This is a genomic window from Bacillus sp. 17RED48, assembly GCF_019837545.1.
Classification (GTDB): Bacteria; Bacillota; Bacilli; order Bacillales; family Bacillaceae_G; genus Bacillus_A; species Bacillus_A wiedmannii.
Genome location: NZ_JADAXG010000014.1, coordinates 14,009 through 40,619 on the forward strand (window position 1 = coordinate 14,009; position 26,611 = coordinate 40,619).

At 35.8% G+C, this 26,611-nt stretch carries 25 protein-coding genes, 1 pseudogene and 3 riboswitches; of the genes and pseudogenes, 15 read left to right on the top strand and 11 right to left on the bottom strand.

Going from position 1 to position 26,611, the window contains the following annotated elements:
- Window positions 1-56: 56 nt before the first annotated feature.
- Window positions 57-833, top strand: a complete 777-nt coding sequence (locus tag ILT06_RS29720) for an SDR family oxidoreductase (protein ID WP_142289416.1) — start codon at window positions 57-59, stop codon at window positions 831-833.
- A 37-nt stretch (window positions 834-870) separates the two neighbouring features.
- On the opposite strand, the gene ILT06_RS29725 is transcribed toward ILT06_RS29720, so the two are convergent.
- The 4 genes from ILT06_RS29725 to ILT06_RS29740 form a co-directional block, all read right to left on the bottom strand.
- Window positions 871-1,539 carry a methionine ABC transporter permease gene (locus tag ILT06_RS29725; RefSeq protein ID WP_000527133.1) on the bottom strand — a complete coding sequence of 223 codons (669 nt, stop codon included), beginning with the start codon at window positions 1,537-1,539 and terminating at the stop codon, window positions 871-873.
- On the bottom strand, window positions 1,514-2,554 hold the full coding sequence (locus tag ILT06_RS29730) for a methionine ABC transporter ATP-binding protein (RefSeq protein WP_222655835.1): 1,041 nt from the start codon (window positions 2,552-2,554) through the stop codon (window positions 1,514-1,516). Before ILT06_RS29730 ends, ILT06_RS29725 begins: the two co-directional genes overlap by 26 nt.
- A 12-nt stretch (window positions 2,555-2,566) precedes the next feature.
- Window positions 2,567-3,379: a MetQ/NlpA family ABC transporter substrate-binding protein gene (locus ILT06_RS29735; RefSeq protein WP_222655836.1), complete on the bottom strand. Its 813-nt coding sequence runs from the start codon at window positions 3,377-3,379 to the stop codon at window positions 2,567-2,569.
- An 85-nt stretch (window positions 3,380-3,464) separates the two neighbouring features.
- Window positions 3,465-3,579: riboswitch (SAM riboswitch) on the bottom strand.
- An 80-nt stretch (window positions 3,580-3,659) separates the two neighbouring features.
- Window positions 3,660-4,568, bottom strand: a complete 909-nt coding sequence (locus ILT06_RS29740) for an NAD(P)-dependent alcohol dehydrogenase (RefSeq protein ID WP_222655837.1) — start codon at window positions 4,566-4,568, stop codon at window positions 3,660-3,662.
- Window positions 4,569-4,713: 145 nt separating this feature from the next.
- Between ILT06_RS29740 and ILT06_RS29745 the strand changes: the two genes are divergently transcribed.
- The 6 genes from ILT06_RS29745 (at window position 4,714) to ILT06_RS29770 (ending at window position 11,485) form a co-directional block, all read left to right on the top strand.
- Window positions 4,714-5,478 (top strand): hypothetical protein, encoded by a 765-nt coding sequence (locus ILT06_RS29745; RefSeq protein WP_088048214.1) that lies wholly within the window; start codon window positions 4,714-4,716, stop codon window positions 5,476-5,478.
- A gap of 112 nt (window positions 5,479-5,590) precedes the next feature.
- Entirely contained in the window at window positions 5,591-7,027 is a 1,437-nt protein-coding gene (locus ILT06_RS29750; protein ID WP_222655838.1) for an FAD-binding oxidoreductase, read from the top strand.
- On the top strand, window positions 7,024-7,557 hold the full coding sequence (locus tag ILT06_RS29755) for an MFS transporter (RefSeq protein WP_000222364.1): 534 nt from the start codon (window positions 7,024-7,026) through the stop codon (window positions 7,555-7,557). The genes ILT06_RS29750 and ILT06_RS29755 overlap by 4 nt, the downstream gene beginning before the upstream one ends.
- 78 nt (window positions 7,558-7,635) lie before the next feature.
- Window positions 7,636-9,354 carry a DUF3981 domain-containing protein gene (locus ILT06_RS29760; protein WP_088048216.1) on the top strand — a complete coding sequence of 573 codons (1,719 nt, stop codon included), beginning with the start codon at window positions 7,636-7,638 and terminating at the stop codon, window positions 9,352-9,354.
- Between the two features lie 127 nt (window positions 9,355-9,481).
- Window positions 9,482-10,732: a multidrug effflux MFS transporter gene (locus tag ILT06_RS29765; RefSeq protein WP_088048217.1), complete on the top strand. Its 1,251-nt coding sequence runs from the start codon at window positions 9,482-9,484 to the stop codon at window positions 10,730-10,732.
- A 249-nt stretch (window positions 10,733-10,981) separates the two neighbouring features.
- The gene (locus ILT06_RS29770) at window positions 10,982-11,485 is read left to right on the top strand and encodes a hypothetical protein (protein ID WP_222655839.1); all 504 of its coding nucleotides are present in this window, start codon (window positions 10,982-10,984) and stop codon (window positions 11,483-11,485) included.
- Between the two features lie 22 nt (window positions 11,486-11,507).
- Here ILT06_RS29770 and ILT06_RS29775 read toward each other — a convergent pair.
- A pseudogene (locus ILT06_RS29775) lies at window positions 11,508-11,717 on the bottom strand (DUF3951 domain-containing protein); the annotation flags it as partial.
- A 171-nt stretch (window positions 11,718-11,888) separates the two neighbouring features.
- Window positions 11,889-11,994, top strand: a riboswitch (SAM riboswitch).
- A 128-nt stretch (window positions 11,995-12,122) separates the two neighbouring features.
- On the opposite strand from ILT06_RS29775, the gene ILT06_RS29780 reads away from it, so the two are divergent.
- Genes ILT06_RS29780 through ILT06_RS29800 form a run of 5 tightly spaced genes read left to right on the top strand, consistent with a single transcriptional unit; the run spans window position 12,123 to window position 17,401 of the window.
- The gene (locus tag ILT06_RS29780; RefSeq protein WP_222655840.1) at window positions 12,123-13,040 is read left to right on the top strand and encodes an ABC transporter permease; all 918 of its coding nucleotides are present in this window, start codon (window positions 12,123-12,125) and stop codon (window positions 13,038-13,040) included.
- A 16-nt stretch (window positions 13,041-13,056) separates the two neighbouring features.
- Window positions 13,057-14,061, top strand: a complete 1,005-nt coding sequence (locus ILT06_RS29785; RefSeq protein ID WP_064474406.1) for an ABC transporter permease — start codon at window positions 13,057-13,059, stop codon at window positions 14,059-14,061.
- Window positions 14,018-15,028, top strand: a complete 1,011-nt coding sequence (locus ILT06_RS29790) for an ABC transporter ATP-binding protein (protein WP_064474405.1) — start codon at window positions 14,018-14,020, stop codon at window positions 15,026-15,028. The genes ILT06_RS29785 and ILT06_RS29790 overlap by 44 nt, the downstream gene beginning before the upstream one ends.
- Window positions 15,025-15,798, top strand: a complete 774-nt coding sequence (locus tag ILT06_RS29795; RefSeq protein WP_064474404.1) for an ABC transporter ATP-binding protein — start codon at window positions 15,025-15,027, stop codon at window positions 15,796-15,798. Before ILT06_RS29790 ends, ILT06_RS29795 begins: the two co-directional genes overlap by 4 nt.
- 13 nt (window positions 15,799-15,811) lie before the next feature.
- Window positions 15,812-17,401 (top strand): peptide ABC transporter substrate-binding protein, encoded by a 1,590-nt coding sequence (locus ILT06_RS29800; RefSeq protein ID WP_088048220.1) that lies wholly within the window; start codon window positions 15,812-15,814, stop codon window positions 17,399-17,401.
- 29 nt (window positions 17,402-17,430) lie between these two features.
- Here ILT06_RS29800 and ILT06_RS29805 read toward each other — a convergent pair whose 3' ends face one another.
- Window positions 17,431-17,898, bottom strand: a complete 468-nt coding sequence (locus ILT06_RS29805; RefSeq protein ID WP_064474402.1) for a YusW family protein — start codon at window positions 17,896-17,898, stop codon at window positions 17,431-17,433.
- Window positions 17,899-18,070: 172 nt separating this feature from the next.
- Between ILT06_RS29805 and ILT06_RS29810 the strand changes: the two genes are divergently transcribed.
- Genes ILT06_RS29810 through ILT06_RS29820 form a run of 3 tightly spaced genes read left to right on the top strand, consistent with a single transcriptional unit; the run spans window position 18,071 to window position 19,517 of the window.
- The gene (locus ILT06_RS29810) at window positions 18,071-18,970 is read left to right on the top strand and encodes a helix-turn-helix transcriptional regulator (protein WP_222655841.1); all 900 of its coding nucleotides are present in this window, start codon (window positions 18,071-18,073) and stop codon (window positions 18,968-18,970) included.
- 11 nt (window positions 18,971-18,981) lie between these two features.
- On the top strand, window positions 18,982-19,173 hold the full coding sequence (locus ILT06_RS29815) for a hypothetical protein (protein ID WP_064474400.1): 192 nt from the start codon (window positions 18,982-18,984) through the stop codon (window positions 19,171-19,173).
- 35 nt (window positions 19,174-19,208) lie between these two features.
- Window positions 19,209-19,517: an ABC-2 transporter permease gene (locus ILT06_RS29820; protein ID WP_064474399.1), complete on the top strand. Its 309-nt coding sequence runs from the start codon at window positions 19,209-19,211 to the stop codon at window positions 19,515-19,517.
- Window positions 19,518-19,556: 39 nt separating this feature from the next.
- Here ILT06_RS29820 and ILT06_RS29825 read toward each other — a convergent pair whose 3' ends face one another.
- From ILT06_RS29825 to ILT06_RS29845, 5 genes are all read right to left on the bottom strand, one after another.
- Window positions 19,557-21,200, bottom strand: a complete 1,644-nt coding sequence (locus ILT06_RS29825; RefSeq protein ID WP_222655842.1) for a peptide ABC transporter substrate-binding protein — start codon at window positions 21,198-21,200, stop codon at window positions 19,557-19,559.
- Between the two features lie 408 nt (window positions 21,201-21,608).
- Window positions 21,609-23,249, bottom strand: coding sequence for a peptide ABC transporter substrate-binding protein (locus ILT06_RS29830; protein ID WP_064474397.1), 1,641 nt, complete (start codon window positions 23,247-23,249; stop codon window positions 21,609-21,611).
- A 132-nt stretch (window positions 23,250-23,381) separates the two neighbouring features.
- Window positions 23,382-23,486: riboswitch (SAM riboswitch) on the bottom strand.
- Between the two features lie 153 nt (window positions 23,487-23,639).
- Window positions 23,640-24,473 (bottom strand): aldo/keto reductase, encoded by an 834-nt coding sequence (locus tag ILT06_RS29835; protein ID WP_064474396.1) that lies wholly within the window; start codon window positions 24,471-24,473, stop codon window positions 23,640-23,642.
- Between the two features lies 1 nt (window position 24,474).
- On the bottom strand, window positions 24,475-25,278 hold the full coding sequence (proC, locus tag ILT06_RS29840; RefSeq protein WP_222655843.1) for a pyrroline-5-carboxylate reductase: 804 nt from the start codon (window positions 25,276-25,278) through the stop codon (window positions 24,475-24,477).
- Between the two features lie 212 nt (window positions 25,279-25,490).
- Window positions 25,491-26,342, bottom strand: a complete 852-nt coding sequence (locus tag ILT06_RS29845) for a GRP family sugar transporter (RefSeq protein ID WP_000353549.1) — start codon at window positions 26,340-26,342, stop codon at window positions 25,491-25,493.
- Window positions 26,343-26,611 lie beyond the last annotated feature (269 nt).

The window sequence follows — 26,611 nt, forward strand, 5'->3', positions numbered from 1 at the left end:
TAGGGAAATTCATATCTCTTATATAAAGTATGCGTCCTTTAAAATTGGAGGAGTATATGATGAATCAATTAAAAAATAAAATAGCAGTTGTTACAGGTGTAAGTCGTCTAGATGGTATAGGCGCAGCAGTTTGTAAAGAATTAGCTGGAGCAGGATACGATATATTTTTTACGTATTGGACAGCGTACGATCAAGAGATGCCTTGGGGCGTTGATCAAAGTGAACAAACACAATTAAAAGAAGAGTTACTAGAAAGCGGTGTTAAAGTATTGAGTATGGAGTTAGATTTAACTCAGAATGATGCACCGAAAGAGCTTATAAATAAAGTTACTAAACAACTAGGCTACCCTCATATATTAATTAATAATGCAGCGTATTCTACAAATAATGACTTCTCTAATTTGACTGCTGAAGAACTAGATAAGCACTACATGGTAAATGTCCGTGCGACTACATTGTTAAGTAGTCAATTTGCCCAAGGGTTTGATAAGAAATCTGGTGGTAGAATTGTTAATATGACATCGGGACAATTTAAAGGACCTATGGCAGGAGAACTAGCGTATGCAACAACGAAGGGAGCTATTGATGCTCTTACTAGTACGTTGTCAGCTGAGGTAGCTCATTTAGGAATAACAGTGAATGCAATTAACCCAGGTCCAACTAGTACAGGATGGATGACTGAAGAGATAAAGCAAGGATTAAAGCCGATGTTTCCTTTTGGTAGAATTGGTGAGCCAAGGGATGCAGCAAGACTCATTACATTTTTAGTAAGTGAAGAAGCAGAATGGATTACTGGACAAGTCATTCATTCTGAAGGTGGATTTAAAAGATAAAAATAAGGTATCTCACCCTGGTGAGATACCTTATTTTTTAATCTTTCTTCAATCTTCGTGCAACACCATTTCCTAAAGACTGTAGTCCTTGAACGAGGATAATTAAAATAAAGACGGTTGCATACATTACTTCAGGTTCGTAGCGTAAATGTCCGAATCGATATGCTAAATCACCAAGACCGCCAGCACCTACAAGTCCAGCCATTGCTGTTGCACCAATTAAGCCGATTGTTGCGATTGTTAATCCAAGTATAAGGGAGGGACGAGCTTCTTTCACCATAACGTGCCAAATGATTTTTATAGTAGAGATGCCCATCGCTTGGTAAGCTTCAATAACACCACGATCTACTTCTAGTAAAGCTGTCTCCATTAATCGTGCAATATAAGGAGCTGTGAATACGACAAGTGGTACGATAACACCTTGCACACCAATGGATGTTCCCATTAGAAACTTTGTAAAAGGTAAAATGAAGAATAATAGAATGATAAATGGAAGAGAGCGAATGATATTAATAATGGTATTAAGAATAGGATAAATGATTTTATTTTCGTGCTGTCCACCAGGTCTTGTTAAAACAAGTGTGACGCCAAGTGGTAATGCAATAAGGATAGAGATGAATAGTGAAATAGATGTCATTTGAAATGTTTGAATGGTTGCTTCCCATATGACTTTACCCCATTCATCCAAAAAGGACTTGTTTCCCATAGCCTGTTCTACCTCCTTCTACAATGATCCCTTGCTCTTGTAAGAATGCTAAAGCGCGGTCTACTTCATTTTTTTCCCCTTGCATATGAATGACTAGTTTCCCATATGCTTCATGTTTTAACTGTGTAATATTACCGGATAGAATATTTGGATACACTTGAAAACGTTTTGTAGCGATAGCTAACGCTGGTTCGCCAGAAGAAGTTCCTATAAATGAAAGTGTTACGATTTCCCCGGTTCTTTGAAGTTCTTTTTGTACTTCTTCTGGAATTTTAGCTGCAAAGGCGCTGTTTACGAATTTCTTCGTTGTTGCATGTTGTGGGTTTGTGAAGATATCCTTCACAGTCCCGCTTTCGACTACTGTTCCATGTTCCATAACAGCAACTCGGTCACATATACGCTGGATAACATTCATTTCATGTGTAATTAATAAAATTGTGATCCCAATTTCTTCATTAATCTTTAATAACAAATCAAGAATAGATTCAGTTGTTTCTGGGTCTAAAGCACTCGTTGCTTCGTCGCTTAATAACACTTCCGGTTCATGTGATAGTGCACGAGCGATTGCTACACGTTGTTTCTGGCCGCCAGAAAGTTCACTCGGGTAGGCATCTTTTCGATTGAAAAGATCGACAATACGTAAATACTTTTCTACTCTTTTTTCAATTTCTACTTTTGGAATGCCAGCAAGGCGTAAAGGTAATGCGATATTTTCATAAACTGTCACGGTTTTAAGTAAGTTGAACCCTTGAAAAATCATTCCGATTTTTTGTCTCGCTTTTGCGATTTCTTTTGCTGATAAAGTTGTTAAGTCTTTGTCGTTTACAATGATATTTCCTGTCGTTGGTTTTTCTAATAAATTTACACATCGAATTAATGTACTTTTACCAGCACCACTATATCCAATGATTCCAAATACTTCACCCTTTTTTACTTGAAGGGAAGTAGGTTTAAGAGCTTCTACATTCCCTTTTTTTGTTGTAAATATTTTGGATATATTTTTTAATTCAATCATTATCGTCAGCTCCTACCAAGACGGAAAAACAGAACCATCAAATTTTTTCTCGATAAATTCTTTTACTTCTTTAGATTGATAAGCTTTCTTTAATTTATTTACAACAGCATCATCTTTATTTTCAGTACGAACAACGACCCAGTTTACATATGGTGAATCTTTTCCTTCACGGAAAATAGAATCTTTCGCAGGGCTTAATTTTGCACCTAATGCAAAGTTTGTATTAATTGCAGCTGCTTTCACTTCACTTAGTTGTGTCGGTAATTGAGATGCCTCTAATTCAACGATCTTTAATTTCTTTGGGTTTTCAATTACATCTTTCGCAGTCGCTTTTTCTGTAGCCTTTGGATCCACTTTTAAAACTCCTGCTTTTTCAAATAGTTTTAAAGCTCGAAGTTCATTCGTTGGATCATTTGGTACAGCGATTGCGTCGCCCTCTTTTAAATCTTTTACATCTTTTATGTCTTTAGAGTATACGCCCATAGGGAATGTTACTGTTGAAAATACTTCAGTTAATTTCATATTACGTTCAGCTTTAAATACGTCTAAATAAGATTTCGTTTGATAGCTATTTACATCAAGACTTTTTTCATCTAGGGATACGTTTGGTGCTACATAATCATTAAATACTTTTACATCAATTTCGAGACCGTCTTTCGCTGCCACTTCTTTTACCTTTTCAAAAATTTGTTCATGCGGTCCGCCTGTTACGCCGACAGTAATCTTTTTCTCATCTAATGCTTTTACCTCTTTATCAGAATTAGCGCCACATGCACCTAACAATAATACCGCTCCACTTACAATGCTTAATAATATTTTTTTCATCTATAATTCCCCCTTCATATACGTTCCAAAATAAAAAGCACCTCTCAAAAATAAGAGAGGTGCCGAATAGACAAAATAGGTTCCTCTCTTATCTGCCAAAACGAAAACTCGTTTTGCAGGAATTAGCACCTTAGCTTATACGTCATAAGCTCGGTTGCCGGGCATCATCGGGCCAGTCCCTCCGCCACTCTTGATAAGAGTATGTGTATGTAGTTTTTTAATATGGTACTAATAGTAAATCTTACAAAAAGAATTGTCAATGTTATTTTCTGAATATATTTTATTTTAAGGCAATCGAAACATTCCCTTTTTTATGTCCCTTTTCCACATACATATGAGCTTCAGCAATTTCTTCTAATCGATAAGTTCTATCAATAACGGGTTTTAGTTTTTCCGTTTCGACTAGTTTTTTTAATAGAATCATATCGTCTTTACTTACCTTTGCCATCATTCCATTAACAGATACATATTTTCCATTGGGTGTTAATGTATTTGTACAAAGGGATTTTTTATATTTCCCAACTGCATCAAATATAATATCGTAGCGCTCGCCCCGCTTAGTAAAATCTTCTTTCGTATAATCAATTACTTTATCAGCTCCTAAAGATTGGACGAGTTCAAAATTTGAATTACTACAAACAGCCGTAACGGTCGCGCCGAAATATTTAGCAAGTTGTACAGCAGCTGTTCCTACTGATCCGGAGGCACCATATATGAGCACTTGTTGCCCTTTTTTTATACGGCCCTTTCTCAGGAAATGTAATGCTGAAGTTCCACCAAAAGGAATAACGGCCGCTTCTTCATACGTCACATTGGTAGGTTTTAATGTTATTAATGCACTTTCATGTACGCATGTGTACTCGGCATAACCACCAAGGTTTAGTTCTGTTAATGCAAAAATTGGATCTCCTATTTTAAATTGAGTTACATCTGTTCCTATTTCTTCGATTTCACCGGATAACTCTACGCCGAGTATAGGTTTTCTTGGTTTTCTGAAACCTAATATGATCCGCATAGGAATCCAAAATAAGAGGGGGCTATTAAATCCACGTATTCTACAATCTCCAGTCGTTACACTTGTTGCGTGAATTTTAATTAATACTTCGTTCTTTTTAGGTGTAGGTTTCTCTATATTTTGAAGCTGAAGAACGTTAGGTGGTCCATACCGTGTGCAAATGATTGCCTTCATAATAACCTCCTGAAATGAGTTGTTGTTATTTACATCATATTTAAAATCTTCATTAAACATGTCGCTATATAGCGAATAAAGATTAAAAATTATATAGATTTCATAGGAAAAGAGGTGATATCATTTTTGGAAAGGGGGCGACATTATGAAAAAAACTATTTTTATTTCAAGTTTAGTGCTTGCAATCAGTCTAGGGGTAGGGTGTAGTAATGAGAAAACAACAAAGACTGATGAACCGAAAAAAGAAGCCATGCAAAAAGAAAAAGAATTAGCAGCGAAGGATGTTTTCAAGAAAACAAATGACGCTTTTAAAAATGAAGAACATGTAACGATGACATATGATGTAGCGATAAAGGCTGAAGGAACAGAGATGGATATATTAAAGGCTAAGATGCAATTAGAGCCAAAGACAAAGAATTCTCGTTCTGAAATGAATATTTCTGGTACAGATGTTGTAGTGTATACTGTGGACGGCAAAGTTGCTGGTGAGGTGAAAAACCCTAATACAGGAGAAGTTATAACCGTACCAGAGGAGCAGTTAAACGCTGGTGGAATGAAGGCGACTCAAGATATTATAGATAATTTAGAAGTACCAGCAGTAGTTTTAGATAAAATGAAGATGGAGAAAAGCGGAGATAAATATAAACTGAAATTTACATTAAAAGGGCAAGAAACAGAAAGTATGTTAACTAGCATGGATGAAACGCAGAAGAAAATGTTACAAGCACAAAATGCGAAGATAGAAGAAGTGGATGCAGAATATATCATTACAAAAGATTTTAAATATGAATCAGCAAAGATAGACATGATTATGAGTAGTAACGGCAAGGATAAAGCACACATTATTACGAACGCAAAATATACGTCGTACGAAAAGTTTGACCCAATACAATTGCCGGCAGCAAAGTAACAGTTTTGATGAGGGGGGACCTAAAATAAGGTGCCCTCTCTTTTTTATACTTTCTTCTTAGGAAAATAGGTACAATATGAAGAGGAAGAATTATAGAAGAGGAGAGTGCCATTTGAAAAAAAGAAAGATAGTAGTTGTCGTTGTAGCATATACGGTATTACTTGCGACTTCTATATATACATACAAGGAGCAACTAAATCACCCCATTATGAGCGATGTAGGAAAGTTGCTTCCAACGAAAATTAAACGTGTTGAAAATGCTGAGGATGAACGTTCATTAAAACAGATAGTGAAAGATGCAAATACTTCTGGAGAGAAAATTTCCATTGCAGGTATGCAACATAGCCAAGGAGGACAGACGTATTATCCGAACGGCACGATGCTTGATATGAAGGGGTATAATAAAATATTAGAATTTGATCCGGAGAAGAAGAGGATTAGGGTGCAAAGTGGCGTCACATGGAATGACATTCAAAAGAAAATCAATCCATATGGCCTTGCGGTTCAAGTAATGCAATCTCAAAACATTTTTACTGTTGGTGGTTCATTAAGTGTAAATGTACATGGGCGTGATATTCGTCATGAAGCATTGATTGATACAGTAGAGTCGTTTAGATTGTTAATGGTAGATGGTACGGTGCGTAATGTAAGTAGAGAAGAAAATGCAGAGTTATTTCCATATGTCATAGGTGGTTACGGGTTATTCGGTGTCATTTTAGATGTGACATTAAAGTTAACTGATGATGAATTATATGAAATGCATACGAGAATGATAGATTATAAAGAATACACATCTTATTTCAAAGATAAAGTGAAAAGAGATGAAAATGTTCGTATGCACTTAGCCCGTATTTCTGTTGCCCCCAATTCATTTTTAAAAGAAATGTATGTGACAGATTATACATTGGCGAAAAATCAAAATATGAGGGAAGAGTACAGTGAATTAAAAGAGGAAACTATTATAGCTGCACCGAAATTTTTACTCGGATTATCTCGTTATAGCGATTGGGGAAAGAATACATTTTGGGATATACAAAGAAGTTATTTTGAACGTACAGATGGAACGTATGAGACGCGAAATAATGTTATGAGGTCAGATAGTGCCTTTATGGAATATGAAAATCCGAATCGAACAGAAGTGTTACAAGAATACTTTGTGCCTATAGATTTCTTCACGGAATACATAGATGATTTACGTAACGTATTAAATGAAGAAGAGTTTAATTTGCTCAATATTACGATTCGTTATGTGGAAAAGAATGAAAATGCAGTTTTATCCTATGCGAAAGATGATATGTTTGCGCTGGTTCTTTTAATTAACCAGGGACGCTCAGAGGGTGAAATAAAGAAAACAGAAGATGTCATTCAGAAAATGATTGATGTTACTTTAAAACATAATGGTAGTTATTATTTACCTTACTATTCGTATCCAACGAAGGCGCAGTTAAAGAGGGCATATCCTCGTATCGAAGAATTTCTTCAGAAGAAAAAAGAAGCGGATCCAAAAGAGAGATTTGTGAATTTATTTTATAGGGAGTATACGAAATGACATATAGAAGATTTGTAGCGTCACAAAGCATAATTATGATGGCGGGAAGTATGGTATTTCCCTTTTACATTCTATTGCTTCGGAATGTTGGGAATAGCTTCTCGCAGTTTGGCTGGGCGTATGGCTTATTTGCTTTAACTTCAGCACTTGTATATCCATTAGTAGGAAAGATGTCTGATCGAGTAGGCGATCAAAAATTATTAATTATATATGCTTGGTCCATGGCAATATTAATGCTTTGTTTCCCGATTGCCACGGAAGTCTGGCATGTTTATATTCTTCAAATTGTAATGGGAGTTTTAGGTGCTGTGCAGCGTAATACTGAGAAGACGTCGTTAGCACGAAAGGTTGTGCAAGAAAATGCTGGTTATGAGATTGGAAAATATCATGTGTGGACATCGATTGGAGGAGCAGTAGCAATTATTGCAACGGGATATTTAGTAGATTTCTTTACGATTGGTACCATTTTTTATATTGCATCTATCTTATATGTAGTGAGTGGGATTGTATTAAGTAGTAAAAAAATATAATCATCCCCATTTTTACCTGAATACCCTTTATTTGTTATACTAAAAGGGAAAATAAAAGAAAAGGGGACATTGCCTTTGATGAAATTTTTAATTTTAGCTATTCTCACTTTGTTTTTGATTCCATGGACAAGAAGCGGTAGTAAACTTCGAGCAGTGGATAAGAAGGGGGATGAGAAGGTTGTAAAGGGTAAGAAATCATCCATTTTAGTTATTCCTGTATTATTTTGGATAGGTATTGCAATCTACGAATATCTTTGGCTAATCGATGATCGAGCAGATTCGATTCTTACTCATTATGCCGTTGCGGTAGCAGTTTTAATTGGGCTTGTTTTATTTTCACAAAATCAAATAGGGAAATTAGAAGGTACGTTAAAGGGACTTCTAATGTTTGTTTTACTCGCAAGTTACGGCTATTTTGGTTATTTGCACGATCTAGTAATCACGCAAAAAAAATATGATTCTGTTGTGAAGATCGAGAAAGATATTTCAGAGCCGTTTACTGAAAATGATCAACCATTTACAGTGCCGCCAAAGACAGCGGAGAATAAAATGAAAAAAGTATTTGGGGATATTCCGAAAGTAGCTTATTTTGAGCTAGGGGAATTAACGCCACAAATGGTAAATGGTGAGGCTTTATATGTAGCACCGATTGAAGTTTCAGGCTTTTTTAAAGCACGTAAAGCTGAGACAATTCCAGGGTACGTAACGATGTCAGGTACGAATCCTGATGCGGAAGCGAAACTGCATCTTGGTTATAAAATGAAATATGTGCCGAGCATGTTTTTTGGTAATAAATTAGAACGTGTCGTTCGAAAAGCAGAACCGGATTTGATTTTTAAAGGGAAACCTAAATTCGAAGTTGATGATAAAGGGAAACCGTATTATACAATGACATATGGTGAATTTATTTCAGGAAGATCTGGATTTGAGGTAGAGGGCGTTGTAGTAGTAGATGCACAAACAGGTGAAGTGAAAAGATATGATAAAGGTAAAGCGCCTAAATTTGTTGATGGTGTATTAAATCACGAGACCGCATCTACATTAAATACGTACTTCGGTAAATATATTCACGGATTTTGGAATACGAAATTCTCGCAAACGGATATGAAGATTCCGACTGAGTGGGGAACGAAAGAAGGAGTTACACCAATCTTCGGTAAGGATGGAACGTTATATTACTTTACTGATTTCACCTCTCCGAAAGAGGGAGTAGATTCTGCGTTAGGTTACTCGCTTATCGATGCGCGTACAGGTAAGTTGTATTACTATAACGGAAAAGAAGTGAAGGGGATTATGGATGGTTCAGCTGCTTCGGAAGTAGTGGATAATTCCTTTAAGAGAGAGAAATGGCATGGAACGATGCCGGTTATTTATAACGTATACGGTAAACCTTCTTGGATTGTACCTGTTATTGATGACGGGGGATTGGTACGTGCTCATACAGTTATCTATGCTTCTAATGCGAAAATATTTGCAACAGGTTCGACGCAAAAAGAAGCGCTTGAGAATTATAAAAATGCACTGAGTGGAAGTGGAGATTCATTTAGACCGACTTCAAATGGTAAAGAAGCACAAAAAGAAGGCGTTGTACAACGTGTATATAAAGAAAAATCAGGTGAAAATACAATTGTGTATGTACTGTTAGAGAATGAACAAAAAGTATTTATGATACCGGTGAAGAAATTCCCATATGCTATGTTTACAGAAGTGGGAGATCCAATTCAAATCACATATTTAGATACAGGAGAGGCAATGTCTTCCGTATCTAAATTTACAAATAGCAATTTAAAAAAGTAAAGCGATAGAAATTCTATCGCTTTTTTTTACGGTATGAAACAGGAAAAGGCACTATACTTGACGTATGTTTATGTTGTAACTATAATTGTTACGATTTAGTATTTATCGGAAAGGGTGAACGGAAGAAGTGAATGGAGTTAATCACGAAATATATAAACCTGTAAAGACAAATAGGTTATGGATGATTCTTGTATTAGGGACACTTACGGCGATTGGGCCATTATCTATTGATATGTATTTGCCTTCTTTACCAAAATTAACGGATGATTTACAAACAGGCGCATCTCTTGCACAGCTTACATTGACAGCTTGTTTGCTTGGGCTTTCAGTAGGACAATTATTTGTTGGTTCGATTAGTGACATTTACGGAAGGCGCAAACCTCTTATTATCGCTCTTTTTATTTATGTTGCTTCTTCTTTACTTTGTGCTATTGCACCATCTATTTGGAGTTTAGTGTTATTGCGCTTCTTACAAGGGGCTTCAGGATCGGCCGGGATTGTTATATCACGTGCAATGGTACGTGACATGTATTCAGGTTCTGAAATGACAAAGTTTTTCTCATTGCTCATGTTAGTAAACGGAGCAGCGCCTATTTTGGCACCGATTATTGGGGGACAATTACTACAGTTCACAACATGGCGCGGTGTCTTCATCGTTCTTGGAGCAATTAGTGTATTCATGTTAATATCAGCTACTTTCGTATTACGTGAAACATTACCTCCTGAAGAGAGAGAAACAGGTGGATTGTCAGGGACGTTGGCGACGTACGGAAAACTGTTAAAGGATCGTCTGTTTATGGGATATGCATTGTCACAAGGGCTAGTAACGGCGGCAATGTTTGCTTACATTTCGGGCTCACCATTTGTGTTGCAGAACATATACGGAGCATCACCACAGCAATTTAGTTTATTCTTTGCGATTAACGGTATCGGTATTATTATTGCTAGTCAGGTAACGGGTCGTTTAGCAGGGAAAGTGAATGAGAAGACACTATTTGTTGCTGGTATTATTATCGCAGCTGTTGGTGGCCTATCTTTATTACTGACAATCGTACTAGGAATAGGTTTAATTGGTGTTTTATGTTCATTATTCCTTGTTGTATCAAGTGTTGGGGTTGTCTCAACAACTGGGTTCTCGTTAGCGATGAGAAATCAGAAACAAGCTGCAGGAACGGCATCGGCTTTATTAGGTTTATTACAGTTCATTTCAGGAGCACTTGTTGCACCATTAGTAGGTATTGGCGGAAGCAATACCGCATTACCGATGGGGGTTGTGATAGCTCTTTGTGAAATTGGTGCTGTATTATGTTATCTATTTATGGCCAGAAGAAGTGAAAAGCAGTTTGAATTGCAACAAAGACAAAATTTAGAAGCTTAAATTATAAAAAAGAGCTGATTCAAAAATATTTGAATCAGCTCTTTTTTCATTTCTTTGAAATAACTCATACAGCTTTGTAAGGTGATGCAAAAGTTATTTGCATAAAGTGACGATACTGTGACAAAAATGTAGGCATGTATATTAAGGTAGCGTCTTAAGTGTAAAAAGTAGGATGTTCTCGGTATAATAACAAGTGGAGATAAAAGAAACTATAATGAGTAGTAGCTGTAGATAAAAGGAGAAGAAGAGATGAAGAAGGTTTTGGGTATTGCTGTAATGGGAAGTATGCTCCTTCTAGCAGGATGTAATGGGAATAAAGAAGCGAAAGAACCGAAAGAAAAGGTAGAGCAATCTACTGGGCAAACAGAAGAGATGAAAACATATCGCGAAGTACATGAAAAGTACGATGTGAAGATGAACAAAGAAATTAATAAAGCGTTACAGTTGTTTGAAGTGGCAAAAGAAAAGGGCGGTAAGGAAATAACGAATGCTAAATATAAGGAAGACGTACAAACGGTAACAACAGGCATGTTAGAAGATATTGATCATATGCGTAAAGAAATTCGTGTACCGAAGTCGAAAGAGCAAGAGCATGAGGTATATGTTGGTTTCTTGAATGAATCGGAACAAGCAATGAAAAAATTACAGAAGTTAGCTAAAGAAGAAGACTCATCATTGATTCGTGATATAGAAATTAACTTTGCAACAGCATCAACATACTATAAACGTTTTCAAGCAGAAACGAAAAAATAACCTTGCGTACGCGCAAGGTTATTTTTTTCTTACCATCTCCGTCTTCATCCTCGCATACTAATACCTTCTGTTCTTCGTGAAATTCAGAGATTGTTTGTCCGGTAATATTATCGAATGGAGTATAAAAAGAAGTGATACGTTTCTTTTTAATAAAGAGATTATAGAAGCCGATGATGACAAGTATTACGATTTTTAATGGTAATCCTATAGTAGCAAGAAGTAAGGGATCCATTTTATAACTCCTTTAATACACTTTTTTTATTATAAGCGAAAGATTGTAATTTCAATAACTAATATCGTAGAAAACTGATTTTTCTAAATATATCCAATTTGATTGACTTTTCATTTTTTCAGAATTATAATTCAAAATATACAATTTGAACCAAATAATAATATAGCAATTTACTTATCCAGAGAGGTAGAGGGACTGGCCCTATGACACCTCAGCAGCGGGTTCTGTAACAGGAACACCGTGCTAATTCCAGCAAGCAAGTCTTGAAAGATAAGTGATGGGCCTTCGTTTATTAAGCCTTGATCTTATTTTTTAAGATCAAGGCTTTTTGTGTTTTAAGAAGAAGTAATGGGAAAGATACGTTAATAAAACAAAGTAAATTTATGAGTTTAGGGGGTTATTGGAGTGTATGTTGTTAAAAAACTATCAGTTATGGTGTTTACACTATGGATTATTACAACCGTAACATTTTTGATTATGCACATTATTCCGGGGGATCCATTTTCATCGGATGCAAAGATCTTTCCGGCGGAAGTTGTGCAGAACATGAGAGCAAAGTATCACCTTGATGAACCGCTATGGAATCAATATGTTGCTTATTTAGACGGTGTAGTTCATTTTGATTTTGGTGAATCTGTTCAATCGACGGGGCAAGGCGTATCAGAAATTATTACAACAGGATTTGGTCCATCGGCGATTATTGGTTTACAAGCACTTGTTATTTCACTATTAGTCGGAATTGCAGCAGGTACATTTGCTGCTCTCTATCACGGGAGAGTAATTGATTATGGTGTGAGTTTACTTGCGATTCTTGGCATATCTATTCCAAGTTTTATTTTAGCACCATTATTTATACAAGTATTTGCTATACAATTTGAACTTTTACCAGTAGCGTCTTGGGGCACATTTGAACATACGGTATTACCGTCATTCGCATTAGCATTAGGGCCAATCGCGGTTATTACAAGATTTATTCGCTCTAATATGATTGAAGTTTTGCAGAGTGATTATATTAAGCTAGCGAGAGCGAAAGGTATACCAATTAAGAAGATTATTATTAGGCATGCCCTTCGAAATACGATTGTTCCAGTATTAACGTTTGTTGGACCGTTAATGGCTGGGCTTTTAACGGGAACTTTCATTATTGAAAAGATCTTTGCGATTCCCGGTCTCGGAAAATATTTTGTAGATAGTATTTTTAACCGAGATTATCCAGTAATTATGGGAACAACAATTTTCTATAGTGCATTATTAATTTCTTGTATTTTCATTACAGATATTATTCACCGTATTGTTGATCCGCGTATTCGTTCTATTACGTAAGGAGGGGGGCATTTAAATGGGAGCTTATGAAATCAATAAACAGTTATTAACGAATGAAGAGAAAAAAGAATTAACGATAAATAAAGAGCAGCAAACGATTAGTCGAAAAAAAGAAGTGTTTCGTAAGTTTGTATCAAATCCGATCGCAGTTCTAGGAGCGGTGACATTATTACTCATTATTATTTTCTCTCTTATCGGTGAAAGTTTAACCCCTTTTACCGCGAGTGAACAAGTAAAAGAGGCGACAAATTTACCTCCTAGTAGTGAGCATTGGTTCGGAACAGATGATTTAGGTCGGGATATTTGGGCACGTACTTGGGCTGGTGGGAAAATTTCATTAGTAGTTGGATTAATAGCAGCCGTTCTTGATATAGGACTTGGTGTACTGATTGGGGGATTTAGTGGATATGTGAGAGGGCGTAATCGCCTTGGAACGTTAATTGATGAGTGGATTGTACGAGGGATTGAAGTATTATACGGTATTCCATATTTATTAATTGTTATTTTACTATTAATCATTATGAAACCAGGACTTTTTACAATTATCATTGCTCTTGCATTAACAGGGTGGATTGGTATGGCACGTCTCGTTAGGGCACAAGTCTTATCTTTAAAGCAAAGAGAATTTGTTATTGCAGCAGAGCGATTAGGTACATCGCATATGAAGATTATATACGGACATATCATTCCGAACTTAACAGGCATTATTATCGTAAATTTATCATTTACAATTCCCGCAGCTATTTTCTCAGAATCATTTTTAAGTTTTATCGGACTCGGGGTACAATCACCAGCAGCAAGCTGGGGGACGATGACGAACGATGCGCTCGGGACACTATTAAGTGGGGAATGGTGGCAACTTTTCTTCCCATCGCTGATGATTGCGCTCATCATGTTCGCATTTAATGCAATTGGTGATGGTTTGCAAGATGCAATTGATCCAAAAATCGTAAAAAGGAATCGAAAGGAGAAAAAACATGGGACAGCTCTTATCTTTAGAAAACGTAACATTGGCCGTTGAAAAAGAGAATAGTAAGCAAGCAATTGTGAAGCATGTTTCCTTTTCTATTAACGAAGGTGAAATCGTTGCACTTGTAGGAGAAAGTGGTTCAGGAAAAAGTGTTACAGCACAATCCATTGTCGGACTAAATCAAGAATCTATTCACATCGATGATGGAAGCATTTCTTTCCAATCTCAAGGATTAACGAATTTACAACAATCAGAATGGAATCAAATTCGAGGGAAAGATATTTCGTTTATCTTTCAAGACCCTCTGTCCTCTTTAAATCCGACGATGAAAGTAGGAAGGCAAATTACAGAGGTGATCTTGCAACATGAGAAAAAATCGAAAAGAGAAGCAAAAGAAATTGCGATTAACTTATTAAATGATTTAGGGATACATGAAGCAGAGAAACGTTTTGAACAGTACCCACATCAATTAAGCGGAGGTATGAGGCAACGTATTTGTTTAGCAATTGCGTTTGCGTGTCACCCAAAGCTCGTTATTGCAGATGAGCCTACAACTGCATTAGATGTAACGATTCAAAAGCAAATTATGGGGTTATTAAAAGAGCGAAAAGAAAAACAAAATACGAGTATTTTATTAATTACCCACGATTTGGCACTTGTACGTGAAGTAGCAGATCGAGTAGTTGTGATGTACGGGGGACGTGTTGTTGAAAAAGGGACGATACAAGAAGTGATAGGTTCACCTAAGCACCCATATACGAAAAGTTTATTGCAAGCTATTCCAAATATGGATGATTCCGAAAAGGTACTTAGGTCCATTGAGGGAACAACACCATCAATTGAAACGCTAAATAGCTTTGGGTGCCCATTTGTAAATAGATGCCCAGTAGCAATACAAGAATGCATTCATCGTTTCCCTGATAGAACATCATATTCTGAGGAACACAGTTCACATTGTTGGCAACATGTTTTAGAGCATGGCCAAGCGAAATCAAAAGAGAAGGTGAATGCCTCATGACGACAGATTTAATTACTGTAAAGCAAGTAACGAAAACGTATGGAAGTAAGAAGAAAGAAATAGCGGCGTTAAAAGATATATCACTTTCTATCCCGAAAGGAACAACGCTTGGCATTATTGGAGAAAGTGGTTCAGGGAAAACAACACTTGGTAAGCTCATAGCTGGGATCGAGAGCCCAACGTCTGGTGAAATTGATTATAACGATCAAGTTGTTCACAAGTTGAAGTCAGCTCATAAGCGAGATTTCTTGCAGAAAGTACAATTCATTTTTCAAGATTCAACAGCTGCATTAAATCCGCGCTGGAAAGTACGCGATAGCGTAACAGAAGGATATATTTCATTCGGTTTAGGTGATAAAGGATTGAAAGATGAGGTAGCAGGTGATGCGCTAGAACGTGTTGGATTAGATAGACGATATATTGATCGATACCCACACGAATTTAGCGGGGGACAACGTCAACGGATCGCTATTGCAAGGGCGTTATTATGTGATCCAGAAGTATTAATCCTGGATGAACCAATTTCAGCATTAGATGTTTCACTTCAAATCCAAATTGTGCACTTGTTGCAAAAGATTCAAAAGGAACAAGGCTATACATATTTATTTATCGCACATGATTTACCGATGGTTCACTACTTATGTGAAAAAGTGGCTGTCTTATATAAAGGAGAACTTGTTGAATTTGGAAATACGGATGAAGTGTTCCGTAATCCACAACATTCTTATACAAAAACATTATTAGCATCAACACCAAAAATTTCAGGTTAAAGGAGAATGTAAGATGAAGAAGTTTTTATTATTTGTCATTATGACCGTATTAGCAATTACTTCTGTCGCTTGTGGCAAGAAAGATACTTCAAAAGCAAGTGCTAGTAAAGGAGACCGTTTTGTAACGAATCTTGGTAGTGACCCTTACACGCTAGATTCAGCGATTTCAACAGATAATAACTCTAATTATGTAATTGAGCACTTATTTGCAACTTTGTATAGACAGACAACTGACGGGAAGTTTGAAAAGGATTTAGTAGAGAAAGAGGAAGCTGGAGCGGATGGAAAAGAGTATACATTCTATTTGAAAAAAGGATTAAAATGGTCTGATGGCTCCCCGTTAACAGCAAAAGATTTTGAATTTGCTTGGAAGAGAATATTAAATCCTAAAACGGGTTCTATGAATGCAACAGAACTATATTTCATTAAGGGTGGAGAAGCATTTAATACAGGGAAAGGTGCAGAAGATGCAGTAGGAATTCAAGCTGTAGATGATGTAACTCTAAAGCTACAATTTGAACATCCAGTGACATCTATTAAACGGACATTATCCCAGTCGTTATATATTCCACTTAATAAAAAATCTATTGATGAAAAAGGTAAACTAAAAGTAGATCCAAAAGAATTAATTACAAATGGTCCTTTCACATTGAAAGAATGGAAGCATAATCAAACGATTATTTTAGAAAAAAATAAAGAGTTTCATGATAAAAAAGTAGCATCAAAAGAGATTGAATTCCGTATTATCCCTGAAGGTAAAACAGCGTATCAATTATATAAATCTGGAGAATTAGATTTACTATCTCACATACCAACAGATTTAGTTGAAAAGGAACAGAATAATAAAGAGTTTAAAAAAATGCAAGACTACTCAACTCATATTTACTCATTTAATTCAGAAAAGCCGCCATTTACAAATGCGAAAATTCGTAAAGCTTTTGCAATAGCTGTAGATCGCAAGTTTATCGTAGAGAAAATATTAAAGAATAATGCAAAAGAAGCATATGGCTTTGTGCCAGAGGGAGCAAAAACAGAAAGTGATCGCGACTTCCGTAAAGAGAAAGGTGACTATTTTAAATATGATCCTGCAGTAGCTAAGACTCTATTAGAAGAAGGAATGAAGGAAGAAGGATGGACTACACTTCCAGAAGTAACAGTGAAATATTCAGATAAGAAGAAAATAGCTGAAACACTTCAAGAAATGTTTAAGAAAAATCTTGGTGTAGATGTAAAAATAGAAGGTAAAGAGTGGAAAAGTTATATTGATATGTACAAACAAAGTGACTTCCAAATTGCATATATGGGATGGGGAGGATCTACATTAGATCCAGCTGCACAATTAGAAATTTATGCAGGTGATGGTCCAAATAACTATGCAAAATGGTTTAATAAAGACTTCGATAATTTAATTAATCAAGCAAAATTAGAACAAGATGAAAATAAACGCTTTGACTTATTACATCAAGCAGAGGATATTATGTTTACAGAATATCCTTTAATCCCACTTGTATTCCCAACAGATTCTTATTTACAAAAATCATCTGTATCTGGATTAGAATACTATGTAGGATCTCAACCGAGCTTACGATATGCTAAAAAATAAAATAAAGAAGTAGGCAACCGCCTACTTCTTTATTTTATTTCTCTTTTATATTCTTTTTTCGTTCCATCAGAGAAGACAACTTCTAAATCAAACTTTTGATAGTCTTTATCAAGTTTGAACACATTTACTACTTGATCGATTACTTCTTGGTCAGGAGTATCTTTATCAAATTTTAATTCTTGTAGAAGTGGGCTTAATTTTGTAATAGCCTCGTCACCTGTAAACTTTGCATTTGATTTGTGGTCTTCAAGTTTTGCTTCCATTTTTTTATCTGCTGCTGCATTTTTATAATCAGCCTCGTAGTCTTTCTTCGTATCTTGATAGTCTGCATCTAAACTAAATTCATTGAAGTTAAGTTTTAAATCAGCAGGAGCTTCATTTTTTGCTTCTTCAGTAGTTTTCTTATTAGAAGTTGTATCTTCTTTCGCAGGAGCTTTACATCCTGTTAATACAGGTACTAGCATAAGCGCTAATAAAACTGATAGTAAAATTCTCATTATAATTTCCTCCTTATGTAAATTCGTTCTATACAAGTTTTTCCCAAAATCATGTAATTATGTATGTGTTGAAAATAAATTATTAACTTGTAGCCACAAAGTTTAATTCGCAATTTAAATCAAAAATGATTTGTATGTATATGGTAAATTAAGGTTGTGAGGGGGTACTAAAATGCATGGAGAATATAAAGAGATGATAAAACAAGCAATTGAATATATAGAGGATCACTTACATGAGGAGCTTACAACAGAAAGAGTGGCGTCTCACAGTGCAGTATCGATGTACCATTTTCATCGCATCTTTCAAAGATATGTTGGGATGAGTGTAACGGATTATATTCGAAAGAGAAGGTTAACTCATGCTGCGCAAGTTTTAGTGTCAACGGAGAGAGCTGTTATTGATATTGCAGTGCAATACGGTTTTTCCTCACAAGAGGCATTTACAAGAGCTTTTAAAAGAATGTTTCAATTGCCACCAAAGAAATATCGAAAGTACTTTCAGTCATTTTATATAGAAAGAGAGGGTGTTTCAATGCAAAAAGGTATACCGAAAGGATGGATCTTAAGTGGAAGTCATCCTGCTGAATATGAGATGGGTTTAGATTATGAAGTTGCCCATCAAGGAAAAGTATCTGCATACATAAAAGCAAAAGAGAATGTTACGCACGGAGGATTTTCAACATTAATGCAAATGTTCCGAGCCGATAGATATGTAGGTAAAAGATTACGTTTAACAGCATTTGTTAAGAGTGAGAACGTAAGAGATTGGGCAGGATTGTGGATGCGAGTAGACGGAAAAGATACAGAACCACTCGCTATGGATAACATGCAAAATCGCCCAATTAAAAATACGAATAACTGGCAATCGTATTCGGTTGTATTAGATATAAAAGAAGGAGCGCTTGGTATTGCATTTGGTGTCTTATTAGCAGGAGAAGGTTGTGTGTGGCTAGATAGTATTCGATTTGATGAAGTGGCTGAAAAAATTCCTTCAACAGATTTGGCTGAAAACTTTTATGAAACACTCCTAGAAGAGCCGGTAAATCTGCAATTTGAAGAGATAGAAAAGTAAGGAGAAAAGATATGCTCAAATATGTAAAACTAATAAGTATTAGTTTAGTAGTATCGTCTTGTATTATGGGAATTAACTATTTCATTAGCTATCTTTGGTCAGGGCATATACCCTCTTTGACGTGGAGAACATATTTGATGTTTGTGTTTATATTTATGATGAGTTTTGGTTCAATGCAAAAAGAAGGGGAAGAGGATTATTAAAAATAGTCTTCTTCGCCTTTCTTTCATTAACACAAATGTTCATAATTGTTTTCGGAAATGCAGGTATGATCTTTAATATAATTTCACTATCGTTACAACTTGTAAGTTCGGGTGTAATTGTACCACACGAGATGCTTTCTAAAACATATGAAACAATCGGCGAATTATTTCCCGCAACATATGCAGCGAATGGCTATTATACAATAATATTTGGGGGAGTTAGTTTAGAAAAAAATATTATTTCATTATTAGTCATTATATTAGTTACACAATTGGTAGCAGTAATTACTGTATCTATAAAAGGAATAGTAAAGAGAAGAAGTCATGTAGTTAAAGAAGTATAAAATAAAAAAGGTATCCTGCGATTGGATACCTTTTTTATTTTAATATTTTGCAACTTCTGTCCACTTGTAGTTAAATTCACCGCCGAAGTCAGTTGTTACAAGCCCTTTAATAAATCCGCGTTGTAGGTAAGAACGACCTTGTTGGTATAAAGGAGCGACAGCACCGTCTTGTAATAGGATTTTTTCAGCTTGCTTCATTGCTTCAAAGCGAGCCTTTTCATCGCCAGCTAAATCTGTTTTCACTTTATGAATGAGCGCATCGTACTCTTTGTTAGAGTATTTATCGAAGTTATAAGCGCTATCTGTTGTAAATAAATCTAAGAATGTAATTGGATCAGCGAAGTCAGGGCCCCAGCCATCAATACCGATTTCATAGTCACCACTTAATAGTAGTTTCAGCTGTTGTTTACGTGGTTGTGGTTTTAACGTCACTGTTAATCCATCTAGATTCTTTTCTAGTTCACCTTTTAAATATTCACCAGTCTTTTTAGCTAAAGCATTATCACTTGTTAATAGTTCGATTGTTACTTTGTCAGTACCAAGTTCTTGTTTCGCTTTTTTCCAGTTTTCTTTTGCTGTTTTCACATCATCTTTGACTAGGTTTCCATTTTCTTTACGGAAGTCAGTGCCTTCTGGACTTTTCGCGAATTTCGCAGGAACCATTCCTTCAGCTGGAACAGCACCATTATTTAAAATTGTTTCTACGTATGCTTTTTTATTCATTGCTCCGTTAATAGCAAGCCGTGCATGTTGATTTTTTAATGTTTCATTTTTTTGATTGAGTCGTAAGAATTGAATACCAACTTCAGCGCGGTCCTTGAAGTTTGGATCGCCCTTATATTTATCAACAAACTCTGCAGTTAAAGCAACACGATCGATTTGTCCTGAATCGTATAAGTTAACTTCTGTAGACTTATCTTTAACGACATTGAAGTTGATTTCTTCTAATTTTACAGTTTTGGCATCCCAATAGTTAGGGTTCTTCTTCAATTGGAAGCTTTGCTCGTGTTTCCAGTTATCTAATGTGAAAGCACCGTTGTAAATTAAATGATTTGTTTCTAAACCATATTTATCGCCCTGAGATTTTAAGTAATCTTCATTAATTGGTAAGAATGTTGAGAATGTCGTTAAGCTTAAGAAGTAGGGAACAGGACGGTCTAGTTGTACTTCTAACGTTTTATCATCAAGAGCTTTGACCCCTAGTTGATCAATTGGTAATTGTTTCTGGCTTATTTGTTTCGCATTCTGTATATCGAAGAATAAGAATGCATATTCAGCTGCTGTATCAGGATTTACGGCACGTTGCCAAGCGAAGACAAAGTCCTTTGCTGTAACTGGAGTACCGTTTGACCATTTTGAATCACGCAGGTGGAATGTATATTTTGTTTTATCAGGACTAAGGTCAACCGACTCAGCAACACCAGGAATTGGTTTGTTATCTTCTCCCATTGCATATAAACCTTCAAAAACATTGCGCATTACGCTCATGGATTCCCCATCCGTTGCTTTTGCAACATCCATTGTTGGAATTTCTGAAGCGAATGATAAGTTAATTGCCTGCTTATCAGGTGCTTTATCATTTGCTTTCGCTCCGCTTGCATGATCTTTATTTCCCCCGCAAGCAGTTAGTAATAGACTTGCCCCTAAAACAGATGCAACAACAGGTACAACTTTTTTCTTCATTGTTCGTTCCTCCCTAAAAGTGTTGTTCGTAACGTCGTAATTTCCAAGTTTTGAAGTGTAGCTATAGAAGAAGAGAAAACCTATTATAGATATGTGTATGTAGGTAATCAGGTGTTCTATATGTATATACATGTTGAACTATAATCTATCGTTATATGTTTCAACGTAGTAGACGTTATATTTTGATGGTGAAATATTTCGTTTCTTTGATTATTTAGAATATTAACACTGAAAATAACTATATGTCAATAATAAAAATAGATTGTTAATTTCTTAGAATAATATATTAAAAAAGCAGATTTCCTCGTATTAGGGAATCTGCTTTTCATATGTTTTGCTAAAAAAATAATTGGTGTGGACTAATAATCAGTGGAGGATGAAGAAAAACCCACTGATTAAAGTTGCGCTTTATTTTTCAATTTTTGCCCATTTGAAGTTTAATTGACCTGCAAAGTCTACTTGCACAATTCCTTTCACATAAGAACGTTCTAAATAAGATTCGCCTTTTTGGTAAAGAGGAGCGATAACAGAGTCTTTAAATAATATTTTCTCGGATGCTAGTAATGCTTCCCAGCGAGCTTTTTCATCACCGGCTAAAGTCGTTTTCACTTTTGCTATTGTTTCATCAAACTCCTTATTAGAGTAATGATCTAAGTTGTAAGGGTTATTCGTTGTAAATAGCTCAAGGAATGTAATTGGATCCGCAAAGTCAGGGCTCCAGCCGTCAATTCCAATTTCGTAGTCACCTTTTAATAAAAGTGAAACTTGTTGTTTACGTGGTTGCGGCTTTATATTTACTGTTAATCCATCTAAATTCTTTTCTAGTTGTCCTTTTAAGAATTCACCAGTTTTCTTTTCAAGGTCACCGTCACTTGTTAATAGTTCTAACGTTATTTTTTCAGACCCAAGTTCTTGTTTTGCTTTTTTCCATAATTCTTGAGCAGATTTTGTATCAACCTTTGTTAAATCGCCGTTTGCAGCACGGAAGTCTGTTCCGTCAGGTCCTTTTGCAAAGTTTTTCGGCACGAGACTAGAGGTTGGGGTAGAGCCGTCATTTAATAACGTATTTACAAAGGATTTTCGATCAATTGTTTGATCGATTGCTTGGCGTGCAGAAACGTTTTGAAGTACTTTGTTTTGTTGATTCATACGTAGAAACTGTACCCCTACGTTTGGCCGTTCTTTAAAGTTAGCATCCTTTTTATATTTATCAACGAAGTCAGATGTTAGTTTGATACGATCTAATTGTTTTGACTCGAATAAATTTACTTCTGTAGATTTTTCTTTTACGACGTTAAAATTGATTTCTTCCAGTTTGACAGTATCTTTATCCCAATAGGTAGGGTTTTTCTTAAATTTAAAGCTTTGCTCATGCTTCCAATCGCTTAGTGTAAAAGCTCCGTTGTACAAGATTGTATTGTCTTCTAAAGCGTACTTATCACCTTGTGATTTAAAGAATTCCTCGTTAATTGGTAGAAATGTTGGGAACGCTGTTAAGCTAATAAAGTACGGAACAGGACGTTCTAATTCTACCTCAAACGTATGGTCATCAATTGCTTTTACACCAAGTTGATCGGCTGGAAGTTCTTTGTTGTTAATTTTTGTTGCGTTTTTAATATCAAAGAATAGAAATGCATATTCAGAGGCTGTTGCTGGATCGACAGCTCTTTGCCAAGCAAAGACAAAATCTTTCGCTGTGACAGGAGTGCCGTTTGACCATTTTGAATCTCGTAAATGGAATGTGTATTTCGTTTTATCGCCACTTACTTCATGAGATTTTGCAACGCCAGGGACAGGTTTGTTGCCTTCACCAAGATTATACAAACCTTCAAATACGTTTCTCATTACTTGACCAGAATCAGTATCTGTAGCACGGGCTGTATCCATTGTTCGTATTTCAGTAGGTGAAGATAAGTTTAAAACCTGTTTACTAGGTGCCTCGTCTTTTGCATTTGCTTCGCTTGCTTCGTTTTTATAACTACCGCAACCAGTTAATAAAATACTTACTCCTACAACTGATGCAATACCGGGTACAAACTTCTTTTTCATTTGATTTTCCTCCTAAATAATTAAGTTTGGATGATGATGAGGGAAATGAAAAATAAAAAATCCCTCTTTTCATATTGAGAAAGAGGGATTTTTACGTACAAGTTATGCACCCGTATATAAACGAAGTCCCTCATTCTATCTTTCAAGCACAAAGCTTGCAGGAAGTGGCACAGTGTTCAAAATGAACCTGTTGCCGAGGTTTCAAAGGGCCAGTCCCTCCACCTCTCTTGATACAATGAGTAAACGAATAAATTTTATTAATTTTTGTGTTTCTTTGATAATTCAAAATCTTACACCTTGGATAATGAAGTGTCAACCAATTGAAATATAGTTTAAATTTTCAGTTTTCTTAAGTAGGAAAAACCACTGCATATGGCAGTGGTTTTTCTACTAGAAGTTAAAGTTATCTGGATCTGGACCAACGCGACGCTCTTCATTTAGAGCTTGAATTGCTTTCATGTCATCAGCACTTAATTCAAAATCGAATATATTTGCATTTTCAATAATGCGATGTTCTTTAATAGATTTAGGGATTGTTACAACTTCATTTTGTAAATCCCAGCGTAAAATAATTTGTGCAGTTGATTTATTATATTTTGTCGCAATGTCTTTTAATGTTGAGTTATCCAGTAGTTGTCCCTGCATTAATGGTGACCAAGCTTCAAGCTGGATGTTATGTTCTTTACAGAAAGCGTGTAGCTCTTCTTGTGCTAAACGTGGGTGGTATTCCACTTGGTTGACCATTGGCTTAATCTCAGCGATTTCAAATACGTCTTGTAAGTGGTGAATGTGGAAATTACTCACACCGATAGCACGAACACGGCCATCTTTATAAAGTTTTTCTAACGCTTTCCATGATTCAGTATATTTCCCTTTTACAGGCCAATGTACTAAATATAAATCTAAATATTCTAGACCTAATTTCTCTAATGTAGTTTCAAATGCTTGAAGTGTTGTTTCATATCCTTGATCGCTATTCCATACTTTTGATGTAACAAATAATTCTTCACGTGAAACACCTGATTCACGAATCGCTTGTCCAACGCCTTCTTCGTTTTGATAAATTGCTGCAGTATCAATGCTGCGATAGCCATTTTTAATTGCTGCTTTTACAGATTCAATTACTTCTGAACCATCTTCTACTTTAAAAACACCTAAACCGAACCAAGGCATTTTTACACCGTTATGTAATGTTGTATAGTCTTTTAAACTTGTTAAATTCATATTATTTCCCCCTAGCTTTTTTGTTTGTTGCTTCTACTGCTTTTTGAATTGCCTCTGAAAAATTATATTCATATAAAGCTTTGAGACCCTCAGCTGTGGAACCACCTGGTGTTGTCACTTGTTCGCGGAGGTTAGCTGGATCTTGCGTTTGTTCAAGCATAGAAGCAGAGCCGGAAATCATTTGAATGACAAGGTGTTTTGCGGTTGCTTCATCGACTCCATAACTTTTTGTTGCTTCAATTAAGCTTTCAGCAAAGTAATAAAGGAAAGCTGGTGCACTTCCAGTAACTGCAGTAAGCTGATGAACTTCTTCTTCAGTGCAAAGTTGCGAAGTGCCAATGCCTCTTAAAAGCAGTTGCAGGGTTTCTTGATGCATCTCGTTTACTGATCGTCCCATTGTATATAAGGAGATAGACTTTCCAATTTCAGCAGCTGTATTTGGCATAATCCAAGCGACAGGTGTTTCCCCGGGAAGTTTTTCTTCTAAATAAGATGGGCCAATGCCAGCAGCTACCGTTACGACAAGTTGATTCGATAGTAACGGAGATAATTCTGCTAATAATTCTTCATGTGCAGAAGGTGGCATTGCTAAAACAATCGTATCAACAGATGTAACATGCTGCTTCCAATCTGTTGTGATAGACACATTATATCGCGCTCGTAATTGTTCTAGCTTTTCTACGTTGCTGCGGTTAGAAACGATAATTTCTTCGATGTATTCTTTGCTTGTTTTAAGTAATCCGGAAAATATAGCTTCTGCCATACGACCAGCACCAATAAATAGAATTCGATGTTTAGTTAGCATATCCTTTATTCCTTTCTAGTGAAGATATGTTATAAAAAACGATACCATTTTTAAGAGGATTTTGTAAAAAGAAAAGAATTATCGTGAAAAGGATGAAAATGGAGGGAGGAGGGTTAATACAAATAAGGTTATAAAAATTATTATACTTAAAAAATAGTTGTAATAAAAAATCCCTGAAGCATAATTGCTTCAGGGATTAATAGATTATAAGTTTATGCTTTTGTCATACCTAACAATACAGCGCCGCCGATAATTAAAACACTACCTAGTGCAATAAAGATCAATTGACGTTTTGTTTTCTTTTCACCTAAGAAGACAATCGCACCGAATGTTGAGATAACGATTCCAGTTTGAGATAATGGGAAGCTTGTTGCTACTCCGACACGTGGTAATGAAAGAAGTAAGAATAAGTTTCCAGTTCCCCATAGTAAACCAGATAAAGCATTACGGATTGCATATTTGTTAAATGGTTTATGTTTAGATGTCAATACAACCGCACCGACAAACATACCAACTGCTTGTGGTAAAATAGCAGACCAACCATCGATATTATACCAACGAATAATAATTACATATACAAGGTAACCGAAAGTAGAAACAATTAAAGTAAGAAGTCCTTTTTTCAATTGTCCTGGTGGCTGTGCATTTTCTTTGTCATCTAGTGATGTGAATACAACACCAACTACGATTAATAGGATTGCAATCGTTCCCAGAACAATCGTTGTTGTAGTAGTCCACTCACGGAAAGCGATAACTCCAAAGATAGAAGTTGCAACAAGTTGCATACCAGTAGAAATTGTTACGGTAGTTGAAACACCTAGTTTTTCAACTGTTTTTAATTGGTTTACTTGTCCTAAAGCCCAGAATAAACCTGAAATAAAACCAACAATCAAGACTGTCATTGTTAAAGCTGGTTGAGTAAATACATACATAATTGTTGCGAAGAATAGAGCACCGATTGTCATACCTACCGTTTGGCTATATGCACCACCACCCATTTTTACGCTTACTAATAAGATGTTTCCCCATGCAATTGCAGGAAGAAGCGCTAATAAAATGTCCATTACAAGACTCCCTTCGATTTCCTATACCAATATAATTACATATCGTTCTAACGATCGGTAATGCCCCACTAATAGAGTAGAAGATTACCGATCGCTAAAACAGGATGAAGAATTCACGATATAAATGCGTTTTCATTTCTTCATTTTTTGAAACACCTCCATATAATAACAGGAAATTGCCTATTTTAGAAAGTGAATTCAAATAAAATGTATATTTTAATAAAATATAAAATTCAGTTATTTCCCATTGGTATATTTTATTTCCTAAG

Coding starts and splice junctions, on each gene's coding strand:
- ILT06_RS29720 (WP_142289416.1), top strand. CDS start 57: ATGATGAATCAATTAAAAAATAAAATAGCAGTTGTTACAGGTGTAAGT.
- ILT06_RS29725 (WP_000527133.1), bottom strand. CDS start 1,539: ATGGGAAACAAGTCCTTTTTGGATGAATGGGGTAAAGTCATATGGGAA.
- ILT06_RS29730 (WP_222655835.1), bottom strand. CDS start 2,554: ATGATTGAATTAAAAAATATATCCAAAATATTTACAACAAAAAAAGGG.
- ILT06_RS29735 (WP_222655836.1), bottom strand. CDS start 3,379: ATGAAAAAAATATTATTAAGCATTGTAAGTGGAGCGGTATTATTGTTA.
- ILT06_RS29740 (WP_222655837.1), bottom strand. CDS start 4,568: ATGAAGGCAATCATTTGCACACGGTATGGACCACCTAACGTTCTTCAG.
- ILT06_RS29745 (WP_088048214.1), top strand. CDS start 4,714: ATGAAAAAAACTATTTTTATTTCAAGTTTAGTGCTTGCAATCAGTCTA.
- ILT06_RS29755 (WP_000222364.1), top strand. CDS start 7,024: ATGACATATAGAAGATTTGTAGCGTCACAAAGCATAATTATGATGGCG.
- ILT06_RS29760 (WP_088048216.1), top strand. CDS start 7,636: ATGAAATTTTTAATTTTAGCTATTCTCACTTTGTTTTTGATTCCATGG.
- ILT06_RS29770 (WP_222655839.1), top strand. CDS start 10,982: ATGAAGAAGGTTTTGGGTATTGCTGTAATGGGAAGTATGCTCCTTCTA.
- ILT06_RS29785 (WP_064474406.1), top strand. CDS start 13,057: ATGGGAGCTTATGAAATCAATAAACAGTTATTAACGAATGAAGAGAAA.
- ILT06_RS29790 (WP_064474405.1), top strand. CDS start 14,018: ATGGGACAGCTCTTATCTTTAGAAAACGTAACATTGGCCGTTGAAAAA.
- ILT06_RS29795 (WP_064474404.1), top strand. CDS start 15,025: ATGACGACAGATTTAATTACTGTAAAGCAAGTAACGAAAACGTATGGA.
- ILT06_RS29800 (WP_088048220.1), top strand. CDS start 15,812: ATGAAGAAGTTTTTATTATTTGTCATTATGACCGTATTAGCAATTACT.
- ILT06_RS29805 (WP_064474402.1), bottom strand. CDS start 17,898: ATGAGAATTTTACTATCAGTTTTATTAGCGCTTATGCTAGTACCTGTA.
- ILT06_RS29810 (WP_222655841.1), top strand. CDS start 18,071: ATGCATGGAGAATATAAAGAGATGATAAAACAAGCAATTGAATATATA.
- ILT06_RS29815 (WP_064474400.1), top strand. CDS start 18,982: ATGCTCAAATATGTAAAACTAATAAGTATTAGTTTAGTAGTATCGTCT.
- ILT06_RS29820 (WP_064474399.1), top strand. CDS start 19,209: ATGTTCATAATTGTTTTCGGAAATGCAGGTATGATCTTTAATATAATT.
- ILT06_RS29825 (WP_222655842.1), bottom strand. CDS start 21,200: ATGAAGAAAAAAGTTGTACCTGTTGTTGCATCTGTTTTAGGGGCAAGT.
- ILT06_RS29830 (WP_064474397.1), bottom strand. CDS start 23,249: ATGAAAAAGAAGTTTGTACCCGGTATTGCATCAGTTGTAGGAGTAAGT.
- ILT06_RS29835 (WP_064474396.1), bottom strand. CDS start 24,473: ATGAATTTAACAAGTTTAAAAGACTATACAACATTACATAACGGTGTA.
- proC (WP_222655843.1), bottom strand. CDS start 25,278: ATGCTAACTAAACATCGAATTCTATTTATTGGTGCTGGTCGTATGGCA.
- ILT06_RS29845 (WP_000353549.1), bottom strand. CDS start 26,342: ATGGACATTTTATTAGCGCTTCTTCCTGCAATTGCATGGGGAAACATC.